24 protein-coding genes are annotated in these 25,967 nt (G+C 69.2%); 5 read left to right on the top strand and 19 right to left on the bottom strand.

Annotated features, from left to right (window positions below; all coding sequences use genetic code 11):
- Window positions 1-119: 119 nt before the first annotated feature.
- The 19 genes from ACVN9Z_RS08870 to ACVN9Z_RS08780 all read right to left on the bottom strand — a co-directional run bounded on the left by ACVN9Z_RS08870 (window position 120) and on the right by ACVN9Z_RS08780 (window position 19,502).
- Window positions 120-1,133, bottom strand: a complete 1,014-nt coding sequence (locus ACVN9Z_RS08870; protein WP_006387318.1) for a sterol desaturase family protein — start codon at window positions 1,131-1,133, stop codon at window positions 120-122.
- A 2-nt stretch (window positions 1,134-1,135) separates the two neighbouring features.
- Window positions 1,136-1,930, bottom strand: coding sequence for a polysaccharide deacetylase family protein (locus tag ACVN9Z_RS08865; protein ID WP_020925491.1), 795 nt, complete (start codon window positions 1,928-1,930; stop codon window positions 1,136-1,138).
- Window positions 1,914-2,858 (bottom strand): YVTN family beta-propeller repeat protein, encoded by a 945-nt coding sequence (locus tag ACVN9Z_RS08860; RefSeq protein ID WP_047993088.1) that lies wholly within the window; start codon window positions 2,856-2,858, stop codon window positions 1,914-1,916. Before ACVN9Z_RS08860 ends, ACVN9Z_RS08865 begins: the two co-directional genes overlap by 17 nt.
- A gap of 210 nt (window positions 2,859-3,068) precedes the next feature.
- A complete protein-coding gene (locus tag ACVN9Z_RS08855) occupies window positions 3,069-3,944 on the bottom strand; it encodes a DUF2950 family protein (protein ID WP_149895631.1) in 876 nt (291 codons plus the stop codon).
- A 23-nt stretch (window positions 3,945-3,967) separates the two neighbouring features.
- Window positions 3,968-5,269: a DUF3300 domain-containing protein gene (locus tag ACVN9Z_RS08850; protein ID WP_437257206.1), complete on the bottom strand. Its 1,302-nt coding sequence runs from the start codon at window positions 5,267-5,269 to the stop codon at window positions 3,968-3,970.
- 120 nt (window positions 5,270-5,389) lie between these two features.
- Window positions 5,390-5,605 carry a TOBE domain-containing protein gene (locus ACVN9Z_RS08845; RefSeq protein WP_006227327.1) on the bottom strand — a complete coding sequence of 72 codons (216 nt, stop codon included), beginning with the start codon at window positions 5,603-5,605 and terminating at the stop codon, window positions 5,390-5,392.
- Window positions 5,606-5,696: 91 nt separating this feature from the next.
- Window positions 5,697-6,602: an ATP-binding cassette domain-containing protein gene (locus ACVN9Z_RS08840; RefSeq protein ID WP_053499990.1), complete on the bottom strand. Its 906-nt coding sequence runs from the start codon at window positions 6,600-6,602 to the stop codon at window positions 5,697-5,699.
- 25 nt (window positions 6,603-6,627) lie between these two features.
- Window positions 6,628-7,461 carry a MetQ/NlpA family ABC transporter substrate-binding protein gene (locus tag ACVN9Z_RS08835; RefSeq protein ID WP_053499988.1) on the bottom strand — a complete coding sequence of 278 codons (834 nt, stop codon included), beginning with the start codon at window positions 7,459-7,461 and terminating at the stop codon, window positions 6,628-6,630.
- A gap of 16 nt (window positions 7,462-7,477) precedes the next feature.
- Window positions 7,478-8,140 (bottom strand): methionine ABC transporter permease, encoded by a 663-nt coding sequence (locus tag ACVN9Z_RS08830; protein WP_006387310.1) that lies wholly within the window; start codon window positions 8,138-8,140, stop codon window positions 7,478-7,480.
- Window positions 8,140-8,949, bottom strand: a complete 810-nt coding sequence (locus ACVN9Z_RS08825; protein ID WP_006387309.1) for a methionine ABC transporter ATP-binding protein — start codon at window positions 8,947-8,949, stop codon at window positions 8,140-8,142. Before ACVN9Z_RS08825 ends, ACVN9Z_RS08830 begins: the two co-directional genes overlap by 1 nt.
- Before the next feature lie 28 nt (window positions 8,950-8,977).
- Window positions 8,978-10,204 carry an acyl-CoA dehydrogenase family protein gene (locus tag ACVN9Z_RS08820; protein ID WP_024067508.1) on the bottom strand — a complete coding sequence of 409 codons (1,227 nt, stop codon included), beginning with the start codon at window positions 10,202-10,204 and terminating at the stop codon, window positions 8,978-8,980.
- 24 nt (window positions 10,205-10,228) lie between these two features.
- Window positions 10,229-11,011: an aliphatic sulfonate ABC transporter permease SsuC gene (ssuC, locus tag ACVN9Z_RS08815; RefSeq protein WP_241060875.1), complete on the bottom strand. Its 783-nt coding sequence runs from the start codon at window positions 11,009-11,011 to the stop codon at window positions 10,229-10,231.
- Window positions 11,011-12,183 (bottom strand): FMNH2-dependent alkanesulfonate monooxygenase, encoded by a 1,173-nt coding sequence (gene ssuD / locus ACVN9Z_RS08810; RefSeq protein ID WP_024067506.1) that lies wholly within the window; start codon window positions 12,181-12,183, stop codon window positions 11,011-11,013. The genes ssuC and ssuD overlap by 1 nt, the downstream gene beginning before the upstream one ends.
- Before the next feature lie 17 nt (window positions 12,184-12,200).
- Entirely contained in the window at window positions 12,201-13,166 is a 966-nt protein-coding gene (locus tag ACVN9Z_RS08805; RefSeq protein ID WP_054443731.1) for a sulfonate ABC transporter substrate-binding protein, read from the bottom strand.
- A 17-nt stretch (window positions 13,167-13,183) separates the two neighbouring features.
- Window positions 13,184-13,777, bottom strand: coding sequence for an NADPH-dependent FMN reductase (gene ssuE / locus ACVN9Z_RS08800; RefSeq protein WP_006387304.1), 594 nt, complete (start codon window positions 13,775-13,777; stop codon window positions 13,184-13,186).
- A gap of 49 nt (window positions 13,778-13,826) precedes the next feature.
- Window positions 13,827-14,633 (bottom strand): MetQ/NlpA family ABC transporter substrate-binding protein, encoded by an 807-nt coding sequence (locus tag ACVN9Z_RS08795; protein ID WP_006387303.1) that lies wholly within the window; start codon window positions 14,631-14,633, stop codon window positions 13,827-13,829.
- Window positions 14,634-15,651: 1,018 nt separating this feature from the next.
- Entirely contained in the window at window positions 15,652-17,022 is a 1,371-nt protein-coding gene (locus ACVN9Z_RS08790) for an LLM class flavin-dependent oxidoreductase (RefSeq protein ID WP_054442573.1), read from the bottom strand.
- A 20-nt stretch (window positions 17,023-17,042) separates the two neighbouring features.
- Window positions 17,043-18,257, bottom strand: a complete 1,215-nt coding sequence (locus tag ACVN9Z_RS08785; protein ID WP_054482312.1) for an SfnB family sulfur acquisition oxidoreductase — start codon at window positions 18,255-18,257, stop codon at window positions 17,043-17,045.
- A gap of 3 nt (window positions 18,258-18,260) precedes the next feature.
- Window positions 18,261-19,502 (bottom strand): SfnB family sulfur acquisition oxidoreductase, encoded by a 1,242-nt coding sequence (locus ACVN9Z_RS08780; RefSeq protein ID WP_346507401.1) that lies wholly within the window; start codon window positions 19,500-19,502, stop codon window positions 18,261-18,263.
- 207 nt (window positions 19,503-19,709) lie between these two features.
- On the opposite strand from ACVN9Z_RS08780, the gene ACVN9Z_RS08775 reads away from it, so the two are divergent.
- Genes ACVN9Z_RS08775 through ACVN9Z_RS08755 form a run of 5 tightly spaced genes read left to right on the top strand, consistent with a single transcriptional unit; the run spans window position 19,710 to window position 25,858 of the window.
- Window positions 19,710-20,558 (top strand): hypothetical protein, encoded by an 849-nt coding sequence (locus ACVN9Z_RS08775; RefSeq protein ID WP_024067501.1) that lies wholly within the window; start codon window positions 19,710-19,712, stop codon window positions 20,556-20,558.
- A 34-nt stretch (window positions 20,559-20,592) separates the two neighbouring features.
- Window positions 20,593-22,281, top strand: a complete 1,689-nt coding sequence (locus tag ACVN9Z_RS08770) for an ABC transporter substrate-binding protein (protein ID WP_054442571.1) — start codon at window positions 20,593-20,595, stop codon at window positions 22,279-22,281.
- A 12-nt stretch (window positions 22,282-22,293) separates the two neighbouring features.
- Window positions 22,294-23,271, top strand: coding sequence for an ABC transporter permease (locus ACVN9Z_RS08765; protein WP_006387297.1), 978 nt, complete (start codon window positions 22,294-22,296; stop codon window positions 23,269-23,271).
- Window positions 23,268-24,152: an ABC transporter permease gene (locus tag ACVN9Z_RS08760; protein ID WP_109421466.1), complete on the top strand. Its 885-nt coding sequence runs from the start codon at window positions 23,268-23,270 to the stop codon at window positions 24,150-24,152. Before ACVN9Z_RS08765 ends, ACVN9Z_RS08760 begins: the two co-directional genes overlap by 4 nt.
- Window positions 24,149-25,858, top strand: coding sequence for an ABC transporter ATP-binding protein (locus ACVN9Z_RS08755; protein ID WP_054499321.1), 1,710 nt, complete (start codon window positions 24,149-24,151; stop codon window positions 25,856-25,858). Before ACVN9Z_RS08760 ends, ACVN9Z_RS08755 begins: the two co-directional genes overlap by 4 nt.
- Window positions 25,859-25,967: the final 109 nt, after the last annotated feature.

Genomic DNA, 25,967 nt, shown 5'->3' with positions numbered 1-25,967 from the left:
CGGCCCGGCGGGCGGGCGGATATTCTTGCGACGAACGGCGTCCAGGTCACAGGTGACCGGACATGAAAAAACCGGGCCTCAAGGCCCGGTTCTTTTTGGCGACGGCGCAACGCTGCGCGTCACGCGCCTTCGGCCGCGCCCGGCGGGCGCGATGGCGGCGCCGTCACGGCCGGCTCGCGGTCGCGGCCGACCATGCGCTTGAGGCCCAGCCACTGTTGCGACCAGAAGCCCTGGCCGTAGTCGCGGCCGCCCAGTTCCGGCTGCTGGTCATGGATGCCGGTGGGGCCGTAGCCGACGCCGAAGCGGGCCGAGCGGAACAGCACGTCCCAGACCGGGAACAGCGCGGCAAAGTTGTAGCCGCCGGCCGGCCCCGGCGTCGACGCGTCATAGGCGATGGAATGGTGATGGCGGTGGAAACGCGGGCTGACCAGCAGGCGTTCGCCGATGGCGCCGAAGTGCATGCGCAGGTTGGCGTGCGAGAAGCTCTGCGCCAGCTGCGTGATGGCCACGATCGCCACGAATTGCGCGGGCGGCACGCCCACCAGCTGTGACACGAACACCACCACGACGTCGCGCAGCATGTCGTCCAGCAGGTGGTTGCGATCATCGCTCCACATGGTCATCTGGCGCTGGCTGTGGTGCACCGCGTGCAGCGCCCAGAGCCAGGCAAAGCGGTGCTGGGCGCGGTGGTACAGGTAGTCCACCAGGTCGAACAGCAGCAGGTAGATGATCAGGCTGACCCAGGCCTGGTCGGTCACGCCTGGCCAGTACTGGTCGAGCTGGAACGGCGCGAAGCCCCAGATGTGCAGCTGCCCGAAGACGCTGTCCCAGAACGGGTCGATGGTGAAGAACAGCGCCAGGCGGAACACGCCCAGGCGGTGGATCAGCGTGTAGAGCACGTCGATGCCGATCTGGCGGCGGTCGGTGACCGGCTCGACCGGGCGCAGGCGCTGCAGCGGGCCGAACACCAGCAGCAGCACGGCCACCTGCAACAGGCCGACCAGCAGCCACATGGTGGCGTCGTAGCCGTCCTCGATGAAATTGCTCAGGCCCAGGTGGAACAGCGCCGGCTGCACCAGGGTTTCGAACAGCCATTGCTGGCAGTTCCCGAACCATTGACTAAGCGTATCCATGATCAGTGATGCGTGGCGATCCAGTCGCGGTAGGCGGGATGCGTATCCAAGGTAGCAAAACAATAGCCCTTGCGCTGCAGGCCTTCAATCAGCGGCTCCAGCACGGCGGGGGCCCAGGGGTCCTGGCGCGACCAGATGCCCAGGTGCGCCAGCAGGATGTCGCCGGGCTTGATGGTGCGCAGCGCCTGGTCCAGCAGCTTGGCGTTGGGGTACTTGTCGCTGGGCAGTTCGTCGCCCAGGAAGCCGGCCGGCGCCCAGCCCACGTGCTCGAAGCCGCAGGCCTTGGCCGCGCGCAGCAGGGCCGGCGAGGTCTTGCCGCCCGGCGCGCGGTACAGCGGCAGCATCGGCTTGCCGGTCATCTGCGTGAAGCGGGTGGCGGAACGCTTGATCTCGGCGCAGTACTGCTCGGCGGTCCAGGTCTGGCGCTTGCCCGTGTCGGGGCCGGCGCTGGGCTTGACGCGGAACTTGCCGTCCGGCAGGTCGCCCTGCCAATAGACGTGGTCGTAGGTGTGCGAGCCGAACACGTGGCCCTCGGCGGCGCGCGCCTTCCACCACGGCGCCCACTGGTCGTCCAGGCTGCTGCCGTCGGTCAGGGTGCGCTCGTTGGCCAGGAAGAACGTGACCTTGACGTGGTGGCGCGCCAGCACGTCGGCGATCAGCGGCGCCACGCCCATGTGGCCGGTGTCGAAGGTCAGGTAGACCGGCTTGTCACAGGTCGCCGGGGCCGCGCCGGCGGCCTGCGCCGCCAGCGCCAGGCAGATGGCGGCGGCCAGTTGCCGTTTAGCGGGTCGACGCATGGTTCAGCGTCCAGACGCCGTGCGGCGACTTGCCGACGGTCACCTGCTTGACGACTTTCTTCTGCTCCAGGTCCACCACGGTGAGCTTGCGGGCCCAGCGCGAGGTGACCAGCAGCGTCTTGCCGTCGGCCAGCACGTCCATGCAGTCGGGGCCGCCCGGCACCGGGAAGGTGTCAACCACGGCCAGCGTCTGCAGGTCGATGCGGCTGATGGAGTTGGCGGTGCGGTTGCTGACGAACAAGTGGCGCTGGTCGCCCTGGGCGCGGAAGGCGTGCGCGCCGGCGGCGGTCTTGATGCGCGAGATCAGCTTGGCCGGGCCCTTGCTGACGTCATAGGCCTCGACGTAGGAATCGCCGGTCAGCGCCACCAGCAGCGTTTTCTGGTCGGGCGTGAGGAACACGTCGGCCGGGGTCTTGCCGACCGAGACGGTCCACTTGGGCGTCTGCGTGGCCAGGTCGATGGCGATGAGCTGGTCGCTGTCCTGCAGCGTGACGTACGCCGTGGTGCTCTTGGCGTCGATCATGATGTGGCTGGGCGTCTTGCCGGCCGGGATGCGCTTGACCAGCGTCAGGTCAAAGCCCTTTTCCAGCGGCTTCCAGGCGTAGATGTCGATGTGGTCCAGGCGGTTGGCGGCCGTGACGAACCACTTCATGTCCGGCGAGAACTGCAACTGGTAGGGATCGACGATGCCGGTCAGGGTGCGCTGCACCTCGCCGGTCTTGGGATCCATCAGCGTGATCGAGTCGCCGGTGGCGTTGGCCACCATCAGCGACTTCTTGTCAGGCGTGAGGTACAGGTGGTGCGGTTCCTTGCCCGTGGGGACGCGCCGCAGTTCCGTGTACGTGGCGGGATCGACGATGCTGACGTTGGCGTCCAGGGAGTTCAGGACGAAGATCGGGGCCGACGCCGCGGCGGCGCTGAGCGCCATCCCTGCGCCCAGGAGGGCGCAGCGGACAAAATGCAAGGGATTCAATTTCCAGGTCCGACAAAAGGGGATCGGGCACCGATCCCAGCGCTCGCCATTTTGGCATAGCCGCCTGTCAAAAAACCGTAAATCCGACCGTCCGGGCCATGCGACAGCCAGGTTGCGGCACGGCTACAACGCTCGCGCCGCCACACCTGCAACAATCGTAAAAAATCATTTGGCGCCAATGGGTTGCGGCGTGATGTTGTTCCAGGTTCCGAACGACACATCGGTGCCCTGGAGCGTGGCCGCGCGGCGCGCCGTGGCCGGCCCCAGGTCAGCCTCGCGCAGCTCGCCACGCGCGTCGATGACGAAGCTGCCGATGCCGGTATGGCCGTAGCGGGCCGGCCAGGCCAGGATCCAGTAGCCGTCGCCGCCGCGCGCCGGCAGCACCTTGTAACGGTAGCCGTAATAGGCATCCGCCACCGGCACCTCCGGCCCCATTGCCAGCGCGTCCGGGCCATAGGCCTGCGCCGGGTAACCGGGCAGTTCGGGCCAGTACAGTCCGTCCAGCGCGCCGGGCCGGCTCACCAGCCGGTCGGCGTAGCGGCCCTGGCCCACCCCGTCGCGGTAGCGGATCTGGGCCGCGTGCAGTTCGCGCAGGGTGTCGATGGCGTTGAGCTCGTTGCGCCCGATGGCGCGGCGCGCGATTTCCGCCTTGCCGGCGGCCGGGTCGAACCGCCAGCCCTGCGCCACGCGCACGATCGGCACCGGCATGGTCCAGCCGGAATCGCCCACGCTCAGCCAGGCGCGGCGTTCGCCGTCGGCCAGCACCTCGTGCTTGCGGGACCAGGCCGCCAGGAAACGATAGACATCGTCCTGCCCGACCCCGCCCGGCACGATCTGGCGATGGTCCGGCCCCAGCACCTTGGCCAGGGCCACGGGGTCGCTGGTGGCCAGCGCCTCGCCAAAGGCATCGGCCGCGGCCTCGGGCGTGGGATAGACGCTTTGCGCCGCGGCGGGCGTGGCCAGCAGCGCCAACGCCAGCCAAGCGACGCTGGCGGCCCGGCGCGACCACCGGCCGGGGGCACGGACGAGCGCATTCATCATCGAGACTCCGCTGATCATGGTGCCTACCTCCGTCCGCCGAAATGTCCGCCACCGCCGCCGATATGGCCGCCGCCTCCGCCATGCCAGCCTCCGCCCCCGCCGCGTGGCGCGACCCGGGACTCGCCGCCGCGCTGCACCTGTTGCCGCATGCGTTCGCCATTGCCGGCGTCGCGCAGGGCGCTGCCGCCGTTGTTGGCGCGGGCGCGGTCGCGGGCGGCGGCCGCGTCGGCGCGCTGCCGCTGCGCCGCCGCCTGCCGGTCCTGCGCCGAAAGGTGGCCCGGCCCCTGGGCCCGCGTGCCCGCGCCGCCCTGCCCCAGGTTGCCGTCGCGCGGTCCGGTGTGTCCTTCGATGGACTGGCCGGTGCGGCCCTGGAAGGATTGCGCGGCGCGCTCGCGGGCCGCGTCGCGCGAGCCCGGCGCGGGCGGGGTCCGCCCTTGCGCCCGGTTCTGCAACCCGGCCTGGCGCTGGCCGTCGAACTTCTGCCGGCTGGCCGCATCGGCATAGGGCGCGTTGCCGCGGTTGGCCGGGTTGTGCTGCCAGGCGACGTGGTTGCCGTTGATGTTGGCGGCGTTGATGCGCTGGTTGACGTTGATGTTGTTGTAGCGGTTGACGTTGATGTCCACGTCGTTGTGGCCCCAGTTGAAGCCACCCCACATGGAATCGACCGCGGCCACGCCCAGGCCGAAGCCGATGCCGGCCACCAGCGAGGTGGCGAACACCGAGCCCGGCGGCGGCGGGTAATAGGCGGGGGGATAGGCGGGATAGGGCCAGGCGCCGTAGACCACGGCGGGGTTGTAGCTGGGCACGTAGACCACCTGCGGATCAGCCGGCTCGATCACCACCACGGTCTTGCCGCCAGCGTCGGTCGAGGTGACCTTCTGCTGTGGCGTGCTCTTGAGGTTGCCGGCCTGCTTGGCCTGCGCCCGCAGCCGCTGCACCGAGTCCATGACGGCATCGGGCTGCGCCAGGAAAGCGTCGCCCACCGATTTCACCCACGCGGGCTGGCGCCCCATCATGTCCATGACCGATGGAAAGGCCACCAGGGACTTGACGCTGGGATCCCAGGATTCGCTCTCGACGGCCTTGACGGCGGCGTCGCCCGACTGGCCGGCATGCGCGGCCGACCATTGCGCCGCGGCGGCAATGTCGTCGGGATAGGTGGCCCCCATGAGGACCTGTGACAGAAGGGAGTCGGGGTAGAGCGCCACCGGCGCCAGCAGCTGGTCCAGCTGCCCCTTGTCCAGCTTGGTCTGCGCCGCGGCGGGCAGGCAGATCGCCAACCCGAGGCACAGGCAGCCGAGGAACCACGCTTGCAGTCGACGCATTTCCCGTTCTCCGTGATCGCAACGCAAAAGCCACAAACCTGGAGTGAACCGCCGGATACCGCGCAGACAATATATACCGAAACCGGCGCCGGACAAGCGCCGGTTTCGGGCGACGGACGCCTAGAGCTTGGCGACCGAGACCTCGGTGGCCTTGACGAAGGCCAGCACCTCGGTGCCCACCTGCAGGTCCAGCTCCTTGACCGAGCGGGTGGTGATGACCGACGTGACGATGCCGGCGGGCGTGTCCACGTCGACTTCCGAGACCACCGGGCCCAGGATGATTTCCTTGATCTTGCCGCGGAACTGGTTGCGGGCGTTGATGGATTGAATGCTCATGGTCCTGCTCCTGAAAAAAGAAAGGATTTCCGTTGGATCCCGCTCGCGCCGGGATGGCGCTTGCCGGGAAAACCGCACCGGCGGCCGCGGCCTAGACCGCGAGCCGCAGGTGCCGTATCTGTATGACCGGCGCCAGGGGCCTGTCCGCCGCCGCTGGCGCCTCCTGCTTCATCACCACCCGCAGCACCCGCGCCTCCAGCGCGGCGAAGGCCGCCGAGCCGCGCGCGCGCGGCCGCGCCAGTTCGACACGCTCATCCAGCACCACGCGGCCCTCGTCGATCACCAGGATGCGGTCGGCCAGCGCGACAGCCTCGCTGACGTCGTGCGTCACCAGCACCGCGGTGAAGCCGTCGCGGCGCCAGATGTCCTCGATCAGCTGCTGCATGCCGATGCGGGTCAGCGCGTCCAGCGCGCCCAGCGGCTCGTCCAGCAACAGCAGGCCCGGCCGGTGCACCAGCGCCCGGGCCAGCGCCACGCGCTGACGCTGGCCGCCCGACAGGCGCGCCGGCCAGTCGCCGCCACGGTCGCCCAGGCCCACCTGCCGCAGCACTTCGGCCGCCTGCGCCCGCGCCTGGCCGGGCAGGCCCAGGGCCACGTTCTGCACCACGCTTTTCCACGGCAGCAGGCGCGCGTCCTGGAACATCATCCGCACCCGGCTGTCGGCCGACCATTGCGGAAAATTGTCGAACAGCACCGGCGAACGCGCCGGCGCGCCACCCTGCGCGCCGCTCGGCGTCTCCAGCCCGGCCAGCAGGCGCAGCAGCGTGCTCTTGCCGCAGCCGCTCTGCCCCACCACCGCCACGAACTCGCCGGGCGCGATGTCCAGGTCCAGCCCCTTGAGCACCAGGCGCTCGCCATAGCGCTTGGACAACTGGCGCAGGGTCACGCGCAGCGCCGCCCGGGCCGGCACCGCCTCGTCGGCGGCCGGTTCGCGATCGGCGCGCCCGGGCACGTCCAGGTGCTGCAACAGCTCGAACTCGTTGGGGTTGATGAACATGGCGTGGCCTCCGCGCGCCGCGTCCTCAGCGGGACGCCGCCAGCTTCTGCTGATAGTCGGTCTTGACGAAGCCGGCGAACGATTTCTCGGTCACCGCCAGGAACTCGGGCGAGGCATAGGCCGCGGCGATGTCCTTGACGAAGGGCTTGTCCAGGTCTGCCGTGCGCACCGCCACCAGGTTCTGGTAGGTGGGCGTGGTCTTCTCCAGCGCCAGCGCCTCGGTCAGCTTCAGGCCCGAGGCCAGCGCGAAATTGCCGTTCACGAACGAGTAGTCGGTGTCCTCCAGCGAGCGCGGCAACTGCGCCGCCTCCAGCGGGATAAGCTTGATCTTCTTCGCGTTCACGGCCACGTCCTTCTCCGATACCCGCAACGGGTCGTAGCCTTCTCGCAGCTTGATCCAGCCCAGCTCCTGCAGCACCACCAGCGCGCGCGCCTGGTTGGTCGGATCGTTGGGCACCGCCACGCTCACGCCCTCGGGCGCGGCGTCCACGCTCTTGTACTTGCGGCTGTAGATGGCGATGGGCGCGGTCGGCACCTTGACCAGTTCCGACAGTTCGAGCTTGTTCTTGGCGGCGAAGTTCTGCAGGTACACGATGTGCTGGAACGCATTGGCGTCCAGCGCGCCTTGCGCCAGGGCGAAGTTCGGCTGCACGTAGTCGTTGAATTCGACGATGCGCACGGTGTAGCCCTGTTTTTCCAGGATCGGCTTGATGCCGAGCTTGATCTGGTCGCTGTAGGGGCCGGCGGTGGCGCCGAAGACGATTTCCTTCTTGGCCGGATCGGCCGCCAGCGCGGCGCCGGACAGCGACAGGAGAGTGGCGGCCAGCGCCAGGCTCAGGAGATTGCGTTTGACGGACATGGGATTCCTCTCGGGATCAGCGTTTGTCGATGCGTCGCGCGACGGTATTGCCGGCGAACTGGATGATCTGCACCAGCACCACGAGCAGCGCCACGGTCAGCACCATCACGTCGGTCTGGAAGCGGTAATAGCCATAGCGGATGGCCAGGTCGCCGATGCCGCCGCCGCCCACCACGCCGGCCACCGCGGAATACGACAGGAAGCTCACCGCCAGCACGGTCAGGGCCAGCACCAGCCCGGACCGCGCCTCCACCAGCAGCACGCGGCGCACGATCTGCAATTCCGAGGCGCCGGCGGCATGCGCGGCCTCGATGACGCCGCGCGGCACTTCGCGCAGGCATTGCTCGACCAGCCGCGCGAAATACGGGATGGCCGCGAACGACAGCGGCACCGCCGCCGCCACCGGGCCGATCGAGGTGCCGGCGATGACGCGGGTGAACGGCACCAGCGCCACCAGCAGGATGATGAAGGGGAATGAGCGCACGGTATTGACCGTCCAGCTCAGCAACCGGTGCGCCAGCGGACGGTCCAGGGACTGGCCCGGACCGGTCAGGAACACCAGCACGCCGAGCGGCCCGCCCAGCAGGATCGACGCGGCCAGCGCGATGCCCAGCATCAGGAAGGTCTGGCCGACCGCCACGCCCAGTTCGGGCAGCAATTGCACAAAGGTGTCCAGCATCAGGCGACCTCTTCATAGGGATGGGTGGCTTCGCGGATCAGCTCGCGGCCGAGCGCCGAGGTCAGGTGCACGCCGGCGCCGGAAATCTCGGCCTGCTCCAGCACCTGGCCGTTTTCCATCACCGCCACGTGGCGGCACAGCGCCCGCACCACCGCCAATTCGTGCGTGACGATGACGATGGTCACGCCCAGGCGTTTGTTGATGTCGCGCAGCACGCTCAGCACCGAGCGCGTGGTCTCGGGGTCGAGCGCCGAGGTCGGCTCGTCGCATAGCAGCACCGCCGGCTCGCTGGCCAGGGCGCGCGCGATCGCCACGCGCTGCTTCTGGCCGCCGGACAACTGCGCCGGATGGCTGGCGGTCTTGTCGGTCAGGCCGACGATCTCCAGGCATTCACGCACCCGCGCCGCGATCTGCTCGCGGCCGCGGCCGCCATGCACGCGCAGCGGGAAGGCCACGTTCTCGAACACGGTCTCGTTCTGCAGTAGGTTGAACTGCTGGAAGATCATGCCGATGTTCTGGCGCGCGGCGCGCAGCGCGGGCTTGCCGAGCGCGGTCAGCTCGGTGCCGCCGACCCGCACCGTGCCTTCGTCGGGACGTTCGAGCAGGTTGATCAGGCGCAGCAGGGTCGATTTTCCCGCGCCGCTCTTGCCGATGATGCCGAAGGTGTCGCCGGCGCGGATCGACAGCGACACGTTGCGCACCGCGTCGAAGCGGCCGGCGCGCGTGGCGAACGACTTGCTCACCGCGTCCAGCCGGATCAGCGGCTGCGGCAGCGAGGCCAGGTCGGGAAGGGAAGAAAGATCGGTCATCGGCGAATCTAGGTGAAGGTCATGCGCATCAGGAATACGCGGTGGGTTCGGGAATCTGGTCCAGCAGCGCGTAGCGGCCCAGGTCGCGGATCTTGTAGGCCACGGGGTCGTGCAGGGTGTGCACGCGCGCGTTGCGCCAGTAGCGGTCGTAGCCGTAGCGCGCCGCGGTGGACGAGGCACCGGTGACGTCGAACAGGCCGTTACCTACCTCCAGCGCGGCGCGGTGCGCCAGCACCTTGGCCTGGGCGCCGGCCACCGCCACCTCGCCACGTTCGTCGGCGGTCAACGACGGGCCGCGCGCCAGCGCCGCGTCGAGCCGCTGGCCCGCCAGGTCGGCCAGCGCCTGCGCCGCCTGCACCCGCAGCCAGAACTCGCCGAAGCGCTCCTGCACGTAGGGATCGTCGGCATGGCGCTGCACGCCCGACGCGAACCAGGGCCGGGCGTCCTCGCGCACATAGCGGCGCGCTTCCTGGAAGGCGCCGCGGGCGATGCCCAGGTACAGGTTGGTCATGATCAGCTGCGCCACCTGAGAGCGCAGCGTGGCGCGCGGCGTGGGCGCGACGCCAGGCGCCTGCAGCACCTGCACCGGCTCCAGCCACACATGATCGAAGCGCACCGTGCCGCTGTCGGTCTGGCGCTGGCCGAAGGCATCCCAGTCGGGATTGACGGTGATGCCATCGGCGCGCGTGGGCAGCGCGGCGATCAGCGCCGTGCCCGAAGGCTTGTGCCAGGCGGAGAAGGTCAGCAGGTCGGATCCGACCGAGCCGGAGCTGAAGTTCTTGACGCCGTCGATGCGGTAGCCGTCCAATTCGGCGCGCGCCACCACCCGGCGGTCGAGCGGATTGAGCGCATTGCCCCAGAACAGATTGCGTTCGACCGTGGGCGTCAGGAAATACGCGTGCTGTTCAGGCGTGCCATAGAGCAGCACGCCCGCCACTTGCAGATGATGGAAGCCGAACACGTGCGCCAGCGCGCTGTCGGCCTCGGCCAGCGTGCGCACCGCCGCCAGAACAGTCGACCAGCTTGCGCCGGCGCCGCCGTACTGCGTCGGCACCGACAGGCGCAGCAGGCCGCTGGCGCGGATCCGTTCGCGTTCGGCGGCGGCGTGGCCGCCCTGGCGGTCGCGTTCGACGGCGGTCGCCGCCAGTTGCTCGGCCAGGGCCTGGACAGCGCTGGCGGTATCGGCCGCGCGCGCCGGCGCGGCGCCGGTGGCGGGTGCACGGTCGGTATCGGGATGGGGATGGATCTTGGCCATGGCGTCTCGTCGCGAGGATGGCGTTCAGGCCGGCCGGTAGGCCGGGTTCCAGCGCAGCAGGCGATGCTCCAGCGCCCGCGCCAGGGTGTCGGCGGCCTTGCCCAGCAGCGCATACAGCAGGATGCCCAGCAGCACCACGTCGGTCTGCAGGAACTCACGCGCGTTCATGGTCATGTAGCCGATGCCGGATTGCGCCGATATCGTCTCGGTCACGATCAGGATCACCCACACCAACCCCAGCGCGAAACGCAGGCCCACCAGGATCGAAGGCAGCGCGCCCGGCAGGATGACGTCGCGATACAGCGGCCAGCCGGACAGGCCATAGGAACGCCCCATCTCGATCAACGCGGGATCGACCGAGCGGATGCCATGGAAGGTGTTGAGATACACGGGGAAGAACACGCCCAGCGACAGCAGCGCCAGCTTGGCGGTCTCTTCGATGCCGAACCACAGGATGACCAGCGGGATCAGCGCCAGCACCGGGATGTTGCGGATCATCTGCAAGGTGGTGTCCAGCAGGGTCTCGGCGGTGCGCGAGGAACCGTTCAGCAAGCCCAGCGCCAGGCCCAGCCCGCCGCCCAGCAGCAGGCCCCACAAGGCCCGCAGGGCGCTGATGCGCACGTGCTGCCAAAGCTCGCCCGACACCGCCAGCGACCAGGCTGCCGCCGCCACCGCCGACGGCGCCGGCAGGATGCGCGACGACAGCCAGCCGGCCTGCGCGGCCAGTTGCCACAGGCCCAGGATCAGGGCCGGGACCAGCCAGGGCGCCAGCGCCGCGCGCCAGCCGGGCTTGCGGCCGGCATCCATCAGCTGGCCGCTTCCTTGGGCACCAGTTCGGTGGCCATGACTTCGCCGAACGGCCCCGTGAGCACCGTGTTGCCGACCTGCCTGCCGCCCTTGCCGGGCAGCAGCGGAAACACCAGCTCGGCAAAGCGGTACGACTCTTCCAGGTGCGGATAGCCGGAGAAGATGAAGGTCTCAATGCCCAGGTCGGCATATTCCTGGATGCGCGCGGCCACGGTCTCGGGGTCGCCCACCAGGGCGGTGCCCGCGCCGCCGCGCACCAGGCCCACGCCGGCCCACAGGTTGGGCGAGATCTCCAGGTGCTTGCGGCCGCCATGCTCGTCGTTGAGCTTGCCGCCGTGCAGCGCCGCCATGCGGCGCTGGCCTTCGGAATCCATTTTCGAGAACGCCGTCTGCGCGGCGCGCACGGCGTCCTCGCTCAGGTGGCTGATGAGGGCATCGGCGGCGGCCCAGGCGGCCGCCTCGGTCTCGCGCACGATGACATGCAGGCGGATGCCGAAGCGCACCGTGCGGCCATGCCGCGCGGCGCGCGCCTTGATGTCGGCGATCTTTTTCGCCACGGCCTCGGGCGGTTCGCCCCAGGTCAGGTACACGTCGAGCTGTTCGGCGGCCAGCTCGTGCGCGGCCTCCGACGAACCGCCGAAATACAGCGGCGGATACGGCTTCTGCACCGGCGGGTAGATCACCTTGCCGCCCTTGGACACCAGTTGCTCGCCCTCGAAGCTATAGCCCTCGGCCTCGTGGCTGTTTGCCAGGATGCCGCGCCAGATGCGCAGGTAGTCAGCGGTGATGGCGTAGCGTTCGTCGTGGCTGACGAAGACGCCATCGCCCTCCAGCTCGCCGGGGTCGCCGCCGGTCACCACGTTGACCAGCAGCCGCCCTTCGGACAGGCGGTCGAAGGTGGCGGCCATGCGCGCCGAGAATTGCGGCGAGCTGACGCCGGGGCGGATCGCCACCAGGAACTTGAGCCGGCGCGTGGCGCCGATCAGGCTGGAGGCCACCACCCACGCATCCTCGCAGGAGCGGCCGGTGGGCAGCAGCACGCCGTCGTAGCCCAGCGTGTCGGCGGCCACCGCCACCTGGCGGAAGTAGTCATAGCCCGCCGCGCGCGCGCCGCGGCTGGTGCCGAGATAACGCGAATCGCCGTGGGTGGGAATGAACCAGAAGACGTCCATGGAATGCCTGCCCTTGTCTATTTCAGGCCCGACGGCGCGGCGTCGAACACGTTGAGGGGTTTGGGAATCAGCTTGAGCGCGTGGAACGCATCGGCCACCTGCTGCTGTTCCAGCAGCACTTCCCGGGTGATCGGCTGCACGCCGTAGGCCAGCCGCTCGGCCGCCAGTTCGACCACCGCCTTGTCCAGTCCCAGCACCGGCTGCAGCAGCGCCACGGCCTCGGCGCGATGATCGCGCGCCCACAGGTCGCCCTTGCGGATCTCTTCCAGCACGGTCTGGATCACTTCGGGATGCGCTTGCTGGTACGGCCGCGCGGCCAGGAAGAACTGGTAGTTCTTGACCACGCCGGTGCCATCGGCCAGCACGCGCGCGCCCAATTGCTTCTCGGCCGCGGCCTGGAACGGATCCCAGATCACCCAGGCGTCGACCGATCCGCGCTCGAAGGCGGCGCGGGCGTCGGCCGGTGTCAGGTAGGCAACGTTCACGTCGGCATAGGGCACGCCGGCGCGCTCGAGCTGCTTGACCAGCAGGTAGTGCACGTTGGAGCCCTTGTTCAACGCGACCTTCTTGCCCTTCAGGTCGGCCACGCGCTTGATCGGCGAATCCTTGGGCACCAGGATCGCCTCGCTGGTGGGCGACGGCGGTTCGTTGCCGACGTACACCAACGCAGCGCCGGCGGCCTGCGCGAACACCGGCGGCGCCTCGCCCACCGTGCCGAAGTCGATCGAGCCGACGTTCAGTCCTTCCAGCAGCTGCGGGCCGGCGGGAAACTCGGTCCATTTCACCGTGATGCCCTGCGCCGCCAGGCGCTTGTCCAGGTCGCCCAGGGCGCGCACGATGGTCAGCGTGCCGTACTTCTGGAAGCCGATGCGCAACGTCTTGGCGTCCTGCGCCTGCGCGGCGGGCCACAGCAACGCCGCGCACAGCAGCGCCGCCAGCCAGCGGAAGACGGAAAGACGCGATATCCAGATGATGCTGCGCATGGAAACCCCTTTTTGGTTCAGACGCTGAAGCCGCCCGCGAGCGCGAGCCGGCCGAGATCGAAGGCTTCATTGACGACCACCCCGCGCGGCCGCAGCTGCTCGGCCAGGCGCTCCACCGAGTCCTCCAGCCGCGTGCGCACGTCGTCATCGATATGGCTGGCGCCGTCATCATCGACGCGCACCTGCTTGTCCGTGGCGTAGACGCCGGCCAGGATGTGGCGCGCGCCCAGCGCCGACAGCACCGGCTTGAGCCCGTACTCCAGCGCCAGCAGATGGGCCGGGCTGCCCCCGGTGGCGATGGGCAGCACCACCTTGCCCGCCAGCGCCTTTTCATCCAGCAGGTCCAGCACCGCCTTCAAGCCTCCGGAAAACGACGCCTTGTAGACCGGCGTCGAGATCAGCACCGCGTCGACCGCCGCCACGCGGGCCCGCAGGGCGTTCGCGGCCGGACCGGCGTAATGACCTTCGATCAGGTCTTCGGCGGGCAGGTCGCGCAGTCCCAGTTCGGCGATGGCCAGCCCGCGCGCGCGCAACAGGTGCGCGGCATGGCGCAGCAAGGCGGAGGAACGGGAACGCTGCGACGGGCTGCCCGCCAGGGTAAGGATGCTCATGTTGGATGCCGGTGTTGCGTTGGAGAGTCGTGCGCGGCGCCTGCGCGGATCAGAAGGCGGGAATCAGCGAACCCTTGAATTCGCTTTCGATGAAGCTGCGCACTTCGGGCGATTGATAGGCGGCGACCAGCTTCCTGACCCAGGGCTGGTCGCGGTCCTTGGTGCGCACCGCGATCACGTTGGCATAAGGGCCGTCGGCGGCCTCGCGGCCGATGGCATCGCGCGCCGGCACCAGGCCGGCCTGGGTGGCGTAGTCGTTGTTGATCGAGGCGGCCGTCAGGTCATCGAGCGAACGCGGTAGCTGCGCCGCATCCAGCGCCACCAGCTTGAGCTTGCGCGGGTTGGACACCACGTCCAGCGGAGTGGCGTTGTTCTTCTGCTCGGCCTCCGGCTTGAGGGTGATGAGCTTGTAGGCGGCCAGCAGGCGCAGGGCGCGGTTGCCATTGGACGGATCGTTCTGGATGCCGACCGACGCGCCTTCGGGCAGGTCGTTGAGCGACTTGATCTTGCGCGAGTAGAAGCCCAGCGGCGCGGTGACGGTCAGGCCGACGGGAACGATGTCGAAGCCGCGCGCCTTGATCTGGTTGTCGAGGAACGGCTTGTGCTGGAAGGCATTGGCGTCGAGGTCGCCGGCGTTGAGGGCGGCATTCGGGAGTTGGTAGTCGTTGAACTTGACCAGCTTGATCTCCAGGCCTTCACGGGCGGCGACCTGCTTGACGACGTCGAAGATCTTTTCGGTGGTGCCGACGGAGATGCCGACGGTGATGGTCTTTTTCTCTTGCGCGTCGGCGTGGGCCGTACTGGTCAGGGCCAGGGCGAGGGTGGCGGCGGTGAGCAGGTGGCGGGTGAAGGACATCGTGTTTTTCCGACGGGATTCGAATGGGATGACTGGATTCTGTCATTGCGAAATCCTTGGGAAAAATACTTAGTGGGTATGAGGATATGTGTTGTGGGTTGATGGTTTGGGTTGCTTTGTCGTTTTGGAAATATGACGTTATTGCTGGGGGTTTTGGTTTTTTGGGGGATGGGGGGGATTTGAGTTCTTAAGGCGCGCGTGTCGGGGTCGGTGGGGGATGGCGGGGCTACGATTGCGGTCCGGAGCGTTCGCTCCGGACTGCCCCGGGCTCAACCTCGTACGCCTTCGGCTCCCTACGGTTTCCGCCGGGCGCATCTACACGCCCCGCCATCCCCCACCGACCCCGCCACGCGCTCGCGATGAGGCTTAGCCTCGGGCGTTGGGGCGGACGGTGTGCTTGGCGTTTTGGCGCACATCGGGGCTGGAGGGAGGGTCTTGCGGGGCCCGCCGCAAGCCGGCCGCGCGGGCGGCCTTTTGCGGCTTACGCGGCGTCTTGCGTCGGGGTGATGGCGCTCTCGCGTGTGGGAGAGACCAAATCGTTTGCTAGTGAAAGCCCGTTGGCATCACAACGGTTTGTGGTCGGCGCGAGAGGTCGTCCCGCGCAACATGCCTTATGCCGCGCCGACCACCACCGCCCTTCCCCCCTGACGTGCGGAACCATTAGAAAACCGCCCACCGCCAGCGCGCAGCGCACCCGCAGCACGCTCAAATGCACAGACGCCCATCGTGGCCGCCCGCGCGGCCGCGATGGGCAGCCCTGTAGATTCCCTTCCCCGCACACAGGTCTAACAGCGCGACAAGCCTAGACGCTCGCAGCCCCTCGGGCGGGCGGACCCGATGGCGGGCAACCTCGATGCGCCCGACGGAATCCGAAGGAGTCGCCGAAGGCGAGGACGAGGATGAGGATGGGGCAGTCCGGAGCGAACGCTCCGGACCGCAATCGTGGGCGCCCGCCATCGGGTCCGCCCGCCCGAGGGGCGACCTACGAAGCACAAACTCACCCGCCAACAAAAAAAACCTACGCCACCACCCGCCGATACTCCCCAGCAGCATGCCCCCCCGCCAGCAACGCCCGCCCCGCCCCGAACAACTTCTCCCGCAACGTCCCCTCCGCATAAGCCGTCTTGTACACGCCTCGCTCCTGCAACTCCGGCACCACCAGATCCACGAAATCCGCATAGCACTCCGGCGTCACCGTCCTCGCCAGGTTGAAGCCATCGATGTCCGTCTCTTCGACCCACGACGCCAGCTCATCGGCCACCTGCGACGCGCTGCCCACCAGCGCCGGATAGCGTCCGCCCAGCGCCATGTCGGCCAACAGATCCCGCACCGTGCGGTCGGTGCGCGCCACCGTCAGGTTCTTTACCGCCGACTCGATCGCGTTGTTCTTCACGTAGCGGATCGGTTCGTCCGCCGCGTAGCGCGAGAAGTCGATGCCGGTTGAGCTGGCGTAGTGGGCCAGGCCCGCTTCCGGATTGGCGTAGCGCAGGTACTCCGCGTGCTTCTCGCGCGCCTCGGCCTCCGTGCGTCCCACCACCGCCGTCACGCCCATGAAGAACTTGATGTCGCGCGGGTCGCGGCCCTCGCGCGCCACCGATTCGCGCACGCCCGCCACCAGTTTGCGCAGGCCTTCCTTGGTCTGGCTCGACACGAACACGCATTCGGCGTGGCGCGCCGCGAAGGCCTGGCCGCGGCCCGAGGAGCCGGCCTGGTACAGCACCGGCGTGCGCTGGCGCGACGGCTCCGAAAGATGGTAGCCCTGGACCTTGTAGTACTTGCCTTCGTGATCGATGCGCCGCACGGCGGCCGGGTCCGCGTAGACACGCGCGCGCCGGTCGGCGCGCACCGCGTCGTCGTCCCAACTGCCTTCCCACAGCTTGTAGGCCACCTCCAGGAACTCGTCGGCGCGGTCGTAGCGTTCGTCGTGCGCGATCTGTTCCGACAACCCCATGGCGCGCGCCGCGCTTTCCAGGTAGCCGGTGACGATGTTCCAGCCGATGCGACCGTCGGTCAGGTGGTCCAGCGTCGAGAAGCGGCGCGCCAGCAGGTAGGGCGACTCGTAGGTCAGGTTCACCGTCACGCCGAAGCCCAGGTGGCGGGTCGCGGCGGCCATGGCGGATACGGTCAGCAGCGGGTCGTTGACCGGCAGCTGGATCGACTCGCGCAGCGTCAGGTCGGCCGAGTCCTGGTATACGTCGTAGACGCCGACGATATCGGCCAGGAACAGGCCGTCGAACAGGCCGCGCTCCAGCAGGCGCGCCAGGTCGGTCCAGTAGTCCAGCGTCTTGTACTGCGTCGAGGTATCGCGCGGGTGGGTCCACAGGCCGTGGTTGATGTGGCCGACGCAGTTCATGTTGAACGCGTTCAGGAGGATCTGCTTCTTCGCCATGGCGTGCCGTTCCGAGGGAATCAGGTGGTGCCGACGCGGCCGGGCGCGGCGTCGTTCAGGTAGTAGTTGCCGACCGCGTGGCGCTTCCAGCGCACCGGATCGTGCAGCGTATGGGTGCGCGCATTGCGCCAGTGGCGGTCCAGGTTCAGCTGATCGAGCGTGGCTTGCGTGCCGGCCAGTTCGAACAGCTTGGTGCCGGCGGCCAGCGCCGATTCGGTGGTCAGGGCGCGGGCCTCGGCCACGGCGATGGCGGCGGCGGCCACCAGGTGAGGTTGCGGGTCGGCGGTGGCGGCGTCGAGGATGCGGCCGGCGCGCGCCACCAGCGCGCGGGCCGCGTCCAGGCGGATCGACAAGCGGCCGAACTCGCTGATGGTCAAGGGATCATCGGCGGCGTGCTCGACGCCGGCGTCGATCCACGGCCGCGAGCGGTTGCGCACGAAATCCAGCGCGTCCGCCAGCGCGGCCTGGCCGATGCCCAGGTCGATGGCGGCGTGGATGATCTGCGCCAGCGGCTTGATGGTGTTCGGCGGCGCGGCCGGATCGACCAGCACCATCACGTCCTCGGCCGGCACGGCCACGTCCTGGAACAGCACGGTGCCGCTGCCGGTCACGCGCTGGCCGAACCCCGACCAGTCGTCGATCACCTCCACGCCGGGGCTGTCGCGGCGCACGAAGGCCAGCCGCTGCAGGCCGTCCTCGCCCACGGTCGCGGTGGGAATCCATTGCGCATAGAGCGCGCCGGTGCAATAGAACTTGCTGCCGTTGATGCGCCAGCCGCCGCCGTCGGCCGACAGGCGGGTGCGGCGTTCGGCCGCCGTGCGCGTGCCGATTTCGGCCAGCGCGTTGCCAAAGCGTTCGCCCGCCAGGGCGCGGGCGTAGAAGCGGCGCTGCTGGTCGGCGTTGCCGTTCACCCGCAGCACTTCCAGCGCGTAGTAATGGTTCTGCGGGATCTGCCCGAGCGAGCCGTCGGCGCCGGAGATGATGGCCGTCACTTCGGCCAGCGTCACGCGCGACACGCCGGCGCCGCCGTGCTCGCGCGGCACGGTGATGCCCCACAGACCCGATTGCGAATAGCGCTCCAGCTCCGGCAGCGGCAGGCGGCGCTCGCGGTCGCGCTGCGCGGCTTCGCGGGCGAAGTCGGCGGCTAGCTCGCGCGCCACCGCGATTGCCTCGCCGTCGCTGCCGATGATGGCGGCGCGTCGCGGCGCCAGAGTGGAAATGGCTGTGTCGGTCATCGCTCAGATCCAGGAATGACGGTTGGGACGGCGGCCGTTCAGCAGATAGTCGCCGACCGCGTGGTACTTCCAGCGCACCGGATCGTGCAGGGTATGCGTGCGGGCGTTGCGCCAATGGCGGTCCAGGTTGAACTCCGCCAACGACGCACGGGCACCGGACAGCTCGAACAGCGTTTCGCTGGCCGCCAGCGCGATCTCGGTGGTCAGCGCCTTGGCCCGCGCCACCGCGATCGAGGCGGCGGCGACGTCGTCGGCACCGAGCGCGCGCGGCGTGGCTTCATCCAGGTGCGCCGCGGCCTCGGCCAGCACCGCCTGCGCCGCGTGCAGGTCGATGAACAGCCGGCCGACGTCGCCGATCACATAGGGGTCCTGCGTGGCGCGTTCGACGCCGGCCTCGGCCCAGGGACGGGCACGCTCGCGCAGGAATTTCACGGTGTCGTTCAGGGCCGCCTCGGCAATGCCGGCGTCGATGGCGGCCTGCATCAGTTGCGCGAACGGCCCCTGCAAGGCGGGAGTCTCCTGCAGTTTCCAGGCCGGCAACACACTGTTCGCCTCGACCCGCACGTTGTCCAACAGCACGGTGCCGCTGGCGGTGGTGCGCTGGCCGAAGCTGGACCAGTCGTCCACCACCGTCAGGCCGGCGGCGCCGCGTTCCAGCAGCACCGTCACCAGCCGGTCCTCGGTATCCAGCGCCTTGGTCGGGATCCAGTGCGCGTACAGCGCGCCGGTGGAATAGAACTTGCGGCCTGACAAGCGATAGCCGTCGCCATCGGCCACCAGCCGCGCCTGCACGTCACGCGCATGGCGGGTGTGGCGCTCGGGCCCGGCGTTGCCCAGCCTGCGGCCGGCCAGCACGCCCTCGTAGTAGCGCCGCTTCTGCGCCGGAGTGCCGACCTGCCGCAGCAGGTTGAGCGAACCGAAGTGGTTCTGCGGGATCTGGCCCAGCGACGGGTCGGCCGCGCTGAGGATGCGGAACACGTCCGCCAGTGTCACATGGGATACCTGGGCGCCGCCGTACTCGCGCGGCACGGTGATGCCGCCCAAGCCACTGGCCGAATAGCGCTCGATCTCGCGCCACGGCAGGCTGCGCGTCTGGTCGCGGTGCGCCGCGCCCTGGGCGAAATCCGCCGCCAGCGCCTGCGCGGCTTCGATAGCCTCGCCGTCGCTGCGGATGCGGGCGGCGGGCACCACGCGCGGAGCCTCGTCGTCATCGATCGGGAGGGAGGAACTCGCGGCTTGCGGCATGGGTGGGTGCGGACAGTTGGGAAAGAAGCAGCCTATCGGCCCGCCACGCCGCTTGGAAGGACGGATTTCTCATGCGGATATTTGGAATCGGTATATGCGCCGCCCTCCCTTTCGTCCCTACTGTTAGCAGCCCCGGCGCCGGCATATCCAAATCACGAAAGAGTGTTTGCGGCGCGCTTTGGCGCTTGCTTAGAGTCGAGCTTTTCCGTGACTACCCGCGCCGCCTTCATGCCCGTACTGGATCTGCCCATTGCCCTGGATTACGACGGCGCGCTGGAAACGCGCCTGTTCGACGACATCCGCCTTGCGGTCGCGCCGCACATTCCCGCCGCGCGCCTCGATCCGCCTCGCGACCTGGCCGCCGCCGCCGAGCGCCAGGCGGCCGGCGAATACGCGATCTGGAACACCGTGCACGATCTGTTCATCACCCAGGTGGCGGCACATGCCATCGCCGGCCTGTTCCGCGACGACACCGATTTCCAGTTCGCGCTGGCGCGCCAACTGGGCGATGACGCGGCCCACGCCGAATTCTCGCTGGCGCGCGCCAGCCTGCTGCTGGAGCGCGATGCCAGGCCCGAGGTCGAGCAGGGCGTGCGCGACGCCTGGGACCTGGTCGGCGGCTTCGCCCTGCGCAACTGGCAGAACTTCCTGGCCTGGCAGTTCCACTACGAGCACTACATCCTGGCGCGGCTGTTCGTGAATCGCCGCACCGCGAAGGTGCTGGACTTCGGCCACCGCGAGTTCGGCGAGAACCGCATCCTGCCCGACGAGGAAGCCCACCGCATCCGCATCACGCAATGGTGGCTGCGCAAGCTGGCCGGCGCCGACGAAAGCGAGCGCCACGAGTGGACCCAGGGCCTGATCCAGGCCGACGAGGACGTGCAGCGTCTGCTCGGCCCCTACCTGCGCGACTCCTGGCAACTGAACCTGCGCGCCACCGGCCTGGACACGCGCAACCACGTGGCGCTGTACGACGCCTGGCGGCGCGAACTGCTCGCCACCCTGCTGCGCGTGGCGCCCGACGACCTGCCTTCCCTGACCAGCCTGGCCGCCTGACGCGGCCGCTCCCCTTACGACCGAAGGAATCCGCATGACCCAGCCCTTGCCCCCGGCGCACGAGAACGACGCGCCGCAGGATACCGTCAACCCCCTGCGCCGCTGGCTGATGGGCGCCGGCGCGCTGATGGGCGTCGGCGCCCTCTTTCCCAACGTGATCATGGCGCCCGCCCATGCCGACACGCAGAGCCTGCCGAACACGCTGGACGGCGCGGTCAAGGGCGGCGTGCTGAACGCGGTGGTGCACCCCGAGCCGCCCACGCTGGCTTTCTACCTGAACTCCTCCACCCCTACCGGCGCGGTCGCGAGCAAGATCTTCGACGGCCTGGTGGAATACGGCCCCGACCTGAAGCCGCGGCCGGTCCTGGCGGAAAGCTGGAGCGTGTCGGAAGACGGCAAGACCCTCACCTTCAAGCTGCGCCAGGGCGTGCTATGGCACGACGGCAAGCCCTTCACCGCCGCCGACGTGAAATGGTCGGCCGAAGAGGTCTGGCTCAAGCACGCGCCCAGCGCGCGCCGCGTGTTCCAGTACCTGCAGCGGATCGAGACGCCCGACGACCACACCGTGGTGCTGCACCTGTCGCAGCCCACGCCGGTGGCGCTCAATGCCATCGACTCGCTGGGCGCGCCGATCCTGCCGCGCCACCTGTTCGAAGGCACCGACATCCAGAACAATCCCTACAACAACAAACCGGTGGGCACCGGGCCGTTCGTCTTCAAGGAATGGAACCGCGGCAACTACATCGTGCTCGAACGCAATGAGCACTACTGGCAGCCCGAGCGCCCGTTCCTGGACCGCATCGTCTGGAAGATCGTGCCCGACGTCTCCGGTCGCGCCACCGCGCTGGAGACGGGCGCGGTCTCGTATGGCGAGCGCAATCCGGTCGCCTTCACCGACGCCACCCGGCTCGCCAAACTGCCCAAGCTGGCGGTGGACACCGCCGGCTACAACGGCTTCGCGGCCTGGCTATGGCTGGAAACCAACCTGCGCGACCCGATCCTTTCGAACCTGAAGGTACGCCAGGCCATTGCGCACGCCGTCAACAAGCAGGCGCTGGTCAAGACCGTGTGGAACGGCTATGCCGAGCCCTTCGTCAGCCCGGTGCCGTCGCTGGTCAAGCCCTATCACAACCCCAACGTGCAGCAGTATCCCTACGACCCGGCGCTGGCCGAGAAACTGCTGGACGAAGCCGGCTACCCGCGCGGCGCCGGCGGCTGGCGCTTCGCGCTGACGCACGACTACATTCCGTTCGGCGACGACTACCGCCGCACCGGCGAGTTCGTGCGGCAGGCGCTGCGCAAGATCGGCATCGACGTGACGCTGCGCGGCCTGGACCTGGCCACCTGGACGCGCAACGTCTTCACCGACTACAACTTCCAGCTCATCAGTTCGTGGGGCACGGTGCTGATCGACCCGCAGCTGGGCGTGGAGACGCGCTACTGGAGCAAGGCGGAAGCGCGTGGCACGCCCTGGTACAACGTGTCCGGCTACAACAATCCTGAAATGGACCGCGTCATCGAGGCGGCCCAGGTCGAGACCGATCCGCAAAAACGCATCGAGCAGTACAACGAGCTGCAGCGGCTGGCGCAGCGCGACCTGCCGCTGATCGGCCTGTTCGAGTTCCGCTGGTTCGGCGTGTGGGACAAGCAGTTGCGCAACGTGACCGACGCGTCGTCGCACTCGCGCAACAACTTCGCCCACGTCTGGCTCGGCAAGGCCTGAGGGGCCGGCGATATGCTTGCGCGCCTGCCCCGTCCCGTCCGCTACCTGCTGCAGATCCTGTTCGTGGTGGCCGCCACCGGAGTGGCCAACTTCTTCCTGCTCAAGCTGGTGCCGGGCGACCTGGTGGACGTGATCGCCGCCGAAAACAGCGGCATCACTCCCGCCCACGTGGCCGAGCTGCGCCAGGCCTACGGGCTGGACCGGGGCCTGCTGGCGCAGCTCGGCTATTACCTCAAGAGCCTGGCTTCACTGGACCTGGGCTATTCGTTCCGCTATGGCGAACCGGTGGCCGACCTGATCTTCGGCCGTCTGCCGGCCACCCTGGCGCTGATCGGCACCGGCCTGGCCTTGTCGGTGGCATTGGGCGTGCTGCTGGGCGTGCTGGCGGCACGGCGGCCGCACGGGCTGCTGGACACGCTGCTGTCGGGCCTGGCCACGGCGGGCTATTCGGCGCCGATGTTCTGGACCGCGTTGATGCTGATCGTCGGCTTTGGCGTGCACCTGGACTGGCTGCCGGTCGGCGGCATCCGCGACGTCGGCGCCGCCCATACCGGCGGCGCGCTGTGGCTGGACTACGCGCGGCACCTGGTGCTGCCGGTGGCCACGGTGGCGATCTATTACGTCGCCATCTACGCGCGGCTGTCGCGCGCGTCCATGATCGAGACGCTGCAGGAAGACTACATCCGCACCGCCCGCGCCCGCGGCAACAGGGAGGGCCGGGTGGTCTGGCGCCACGCGCTGCGCAACGCCATCCTGCCGGTGGTCACCATGCTCGGCCTGCAGAGCAGCGCGCTGCTGGGCGGCAGCATCGTGGTCGAGACCGTGTTCGCCTGGCCCGGCCTGGGGCAACTGTCGTTCGAGGCCATCGCCAGCCGCGACGTCAACCTGCTGCTGGGCATCCTGCTGATGAGCGCGGCGCTGGTGGCGGTGATGAACATCGCCGTGGATGCCTGCTATGGCCTGCTCGACCCGCGCGTGAGGAAAGCATGAAGCACGCCTTGAAGTTCCTGGCGCGCCTGGTGCGGGCGCCTTCCGCCGCCATCGGCGCGGCTGTGCTGGTGTTGCTGGTGGCCGCCGCCGCCACGGCCGGCTGGCTGTATCCGGGCGACCCGCTGGAAATGGTCGGCGCGCCCTTCACCTGGCCCGGCACCGACGCGGAATTTCCGGCCGGCACCGACCTGATGGGCCGCGACATCCTGGCCGGCCTGTTCCACGGCGCCCGAGTCTCGCTGCTGGTGGGCGGCGCCTCCGCCGCCATCGCGCTGGCGCTGGGGCTGCTGGTGGGCGCCATTGCCGGCTACGCCGGGCCGCGCGTGGACGCGGTGCTGATGCGCCTGACCGAACTGTTCCAGACGGTGCCGTCTTTCCTGCTGGCGATCGTGCTGGTGGCGATTCTGGGGCCGTCGCTGTCGACCATCATCTTCGCGCTGGGCGTGACCTCCTGGACCGGCATCGCGCGCCTGACCCGCGGCGAGTTCATCACCCTGCGCCAACGCGAATTCGTGCGCGCCGCGCAGGCGCTGGGCGCCGGCCACGCCCGCATCATCTTCCGCGAAATCCTGCCCAACGCCCTGCCGCCCATCATCGTGACCACCGCCGTTCTGGTGGCCAACGCCATCCTGTCCGAGGCCGGCCTGTCGTTTCTGGGGCTGGGCGACCCCAACGTGGTCAGCTGGGGCAGCATGGTCGGGGCCGGGCGCGAGGCGCTGCGCACCGCCTGGTACATGACCGCCCTGCCGGGCCTGACCATCATGGCGGCCGTGCTTGCCCTGAACCTGTTGAGCGACGCCGTCAACGACGCGCTCAATCCCAAGCTGCGGCGGCGCGCCGCCGTGGCGCCCGCCGCCCCGCTACCGACTGCCTCCCCATGAGCACACTGATCGACATCCAAGGGCTGAACGTGACCTTCCCCGGCCATCAGGCCGTCAGCGCGCTGGACCTGCGCATCGCCGCCGGCGAGACCCTGGCGCTGGTGGGCGAATCCGGTTGCGGCAAGTCCACCACCGCGTTGGCGCTGCTGGGCCTGCTGCCGCGTCACGCCCGCGCCAGCGGCCGCATCCTGTTCGAGGGCCGCGACCTGCTGGCGCTGTCCGAGCGCCAACGCTGCGCCCTGCGCGGCGACCGCATCGCCATGATCTTCCAGGAACCGATGACCAGCCTGAACCCGGTGCTGACGCTGGGCCAGCAGATCGGCGAAGCCCTGCGCCTGCATCGCGGCGCCTCGGCCCGGGCCGCGCGGCAACGCGCGATCGAACTGCTGGACCTGGTGCGCGTGCCCGAGCCGCAGCGGCGCGTCGACGACTACCCCCACCTGCTGTCGGGCGGCCAGCGCCAGCGCGCCATGATCGCCGCCGCCATCGCCTGCGAACCCGCGCTGCTGGTGGCCGACGAACCCACCACTGCCCTCGATGTGACGGTGCAGGCGCAGATATTGCGGCTGCTGGACGACCTGCGATCGGAACTCGGCATGGGGCTGCTGCTGATTACTCACGACCTGGCGGTGGTGGGCGACTGGGCCGACCGAGTGGCGGTGATGGTGGGCGGCGAGAAAGTCGAGGAAGGCGCTGCCGCCACGTTGCTGTCGCGACCGCGCCACCCCTACACCCGCGGCCTGCTGGGCGCCTCCCTGCGGCTGGACGACGCTACCCACTATCGCCAGCGACGCCTGCCGGAAATCCGCTCGCGGCTCGATCCGGCCTCGGGGCGGCCCATATTCGGCCTGGTGACGCCCCCGCGCGTGGCCGCGGCCAATGACCCGACCGCCGGCGATCCTCATCCCCTGCCCTTGATGCAGGTGCGCGACCTGCGTGTCGACTACGCCACGTCCCAGGGCGCCAAGCACGCGGTGGACGGCGTGTCGTTCCAGATCGCGCCTGGCGAAACGCTGGGCCTGGTGGGGGAATCAGGCTGTGGCAAATCCACCCTGTCACGCACCCTGGTGCGGCTGCTGGCCCCCGCCGCCGGACAGGTCCTGCTGCGCGGCCAGGACACGTCGCGCCTGGACCGGCGCGGCCTGGCCGCCTACCGCCAGAGCGTGCAGATGATCTTCCAGGACCCCTACGCCTCGCTCAACCCGCGCCACACGGTCAACGACATCCTGGAATCGGCGCTGCGCATCCACCGCGTGGCCGATCGCCAGGAACGGCGCCGCCGCATCGCCCACATGCTGGACGCGGTCGGCCTGCCGCAGAGCGCCCTGGCGCGCTACCCCAGCGAGTTCTCGGGCGGCCAGCGCCAGCGCATCGGCATCGCCCGCGCCCTGGTGCTGCGGCCGTCGCTGGTGATCTGCGATGAACCGGTGTCGGCGCTGGACGTATCGGTGCAGGCGCAGATCCTGAACCTGCTGGTCGACCTGAAGGCCGAGTTCAACCTGTCGTACCTGTTCATCTCGCACGACCTGTCGGTGGTGCACTACCTGGCCGACCGGGTGCTGGTGATGCACGCCGGCCGCATCGTCGAGGAAGGCCCCAACGCCACCCTGTGGCGCGAGGCCCGCCATCCCTACACGCGCAGCCTGATCGAAGCGCTGCCGCGCGGCCTGGACGGGGAAGGGGAAACCCTGCGTCGCCGCGCCTGACAGGGCGGGCGCGGGCGGCGCCGGACAGTCATCCGAACGCGGTACTGGATTGCGGGCAGGGGCGGGCCTATACTGGATTCGCCCTTGCTGGACGTTCCTTTTCTCAAAG

The sequence above is a fragment of the Achromobacter sp. KK8 genome (assembly GCF_054188005.1).
The sequence above is the reverse complement of the archived record's forward strand: the minus strand, read 5'-3'. Positions and strand labels throughout refer to the sequence as shown.

Coding starts and splice junctions, on each gene's coding strand:
- ACVN9Z_RS08795 (WP_006387303.1), bottom strand. CDS start 14,633: ATGTCCTTCACCCGCCACCTGCTCACCGCCGCCACCCTCGCCCTGGCC.
- ACVN9Z_RS08855 (WP_149895631.1), bottom strand. CDS start 3,944: ATGATGAATGCGCTCGTCCGTGCCCCCGGCCGGTGGTCGCGCCGGGCC.
- ACVN9Z_RS08755 (WP_054499321.1), top strand. CDS start 24,149: ATGAGCACACTGATCGACATCCAAGGGCTGAACGTGACCTTCCCCGGC.
- ACVN9Z_RS08845 (WP_006227327.1), bottom strand. CDS start 5,605: ATGAGCATTCAATCCATCAACGCCCGCAACCAGTTCCGCGGCAAGATC.
- ACVN9Z_RS08780 (WP_346507401.1), bottom strand. CDS start 19,502: ATGCCGCAAGCCGCGAGTTCCTCCCTCCCGATCGATGACGACGAGGCT.
- ACVN9Z_RS08790 (WP_054442573.1), bottom strand. CDS start 17,022: ATGGCGAAGAAGCAGATCCTCCTGAACGCGTTCAACATGAACTGCGTC.
- ACVN9Z_RS08770 (WP_054442571.1), top strand. CDS start 20,593: ATGACCCAGCCCTTGCCCCCGGCGCACGAGAACGACGCGCCGCAGGAT.
- ACVN9Z_RS08805 (WP_054443731.1), bottom strand. CDS start 13,166: ATGCGCAGCATCATCTGGATATCGCGTCTTTCCGTCTTCCGCTGGCTG.
- ssuE (WP_006387304.1), bottom strand. CDS start 13,777: ATGAGCATCCTTACCCTGGCGGGCAGCCCGTCGCAGCGTTCCCGTTCC.
- ACVN9Z_RS08830 (WP_006387310.1), bottom strand. CDS start 8,140: ATGCTGGACACCTTTGTGCAATTGCTGCCCGAACTGGGCGTGGCGGTC.
- ACVN9Z_RS08760 (WP_109421466.1), top strand. CDS start 23,268: ATGAAGCACGCCTTGAAGTTCCTGGCGCGCCTGGTGCGGGCGCCTTCC.
- ACVN9Z_RS08840 (WP_053499990.1), bottom strand. CDS start 6,602: ATGTTCATCAACCCCAACGAGTTCGAGCTGTTGCAGCACCTGGACGTG.
- ACVN9Z_RS08870 (WP_006387318.1), bottom strand. CDS start 1,133: ATGGATACGCTTAGTCAATGGTTCGGGAACTGCCAGCAATGGCTGTTC.
- ACVN9Z_RS08865 (WP_020925491.1), bottom strand. CDS start 1,930: ATGCGTCGACCCGCTAAACGGCAACTGGCCGCCGCCATCTGCCTGGCG.
- ACVN9Z_RS08835 (WP_053499988.1), bottom strand. CDS start 7,461: ATGTCCGTCAAACGCAATCTCCTGAGCCTGGCGCTGGCCGCCACTCTC.
- ACVN9Z_RS08785 (WP_054482312.1), bottom strand. CDS start 18,257: ATGACCGACACAGCCATTTCCACTCTGGCGCCGCGACGCGCCGCCATC.
- ssuC (WP_241060875.1), bottom strand. CDS start 11,011: ATGGATGCCGGCCGCAAGCCCGGCTGGCGCGCGGCGCTGGCGCCCTGG.
- ACVN9Z_RS08850 (WP_437257206.1), bottom strand. CDS start 5,269: ATGCGTCGACTGCAAGCGTGGTTCCTCGGCTGCCTGTGCCTCGGGTTG.
- ACVN9Z_RS08765 (WP_006387297.1), top strand. CDS start 22,294: ATGCTTGCGCGCCTGCCCCGTCCCGTCCGCTACCTGCTGCAGATCCTG.
- ssuD (WP_024067506.1), bottom strand. CDS start 12,183: ATGGACGTCTTCTGGTTCATTCCCACCCACGGCGATTCGCGTTATCTC.
- ACVN9Z_RS08860 (WP_047993088.1), bottom strand. CDS start 2,858: ATGGCGCTCAGCGCCGCCGCGGCGTCGGCCCCGATCTTCGTCCTGAAC.
- ACVN9Z_RS08820 (WP_024067508.1), bottom strand. CDS start 10,204: ATGGCCAAGATCCATCCCCATCCCGATACCGACCGTGCACCCGCCACC.
- ACVN9Z_RS08825 (WP_006387309.1), bottom strand. CDS start 8,949: ATGACCGATCTTTCTTCCCTTCCCGACCTGGCCTCGCTGCCGCAGCCG.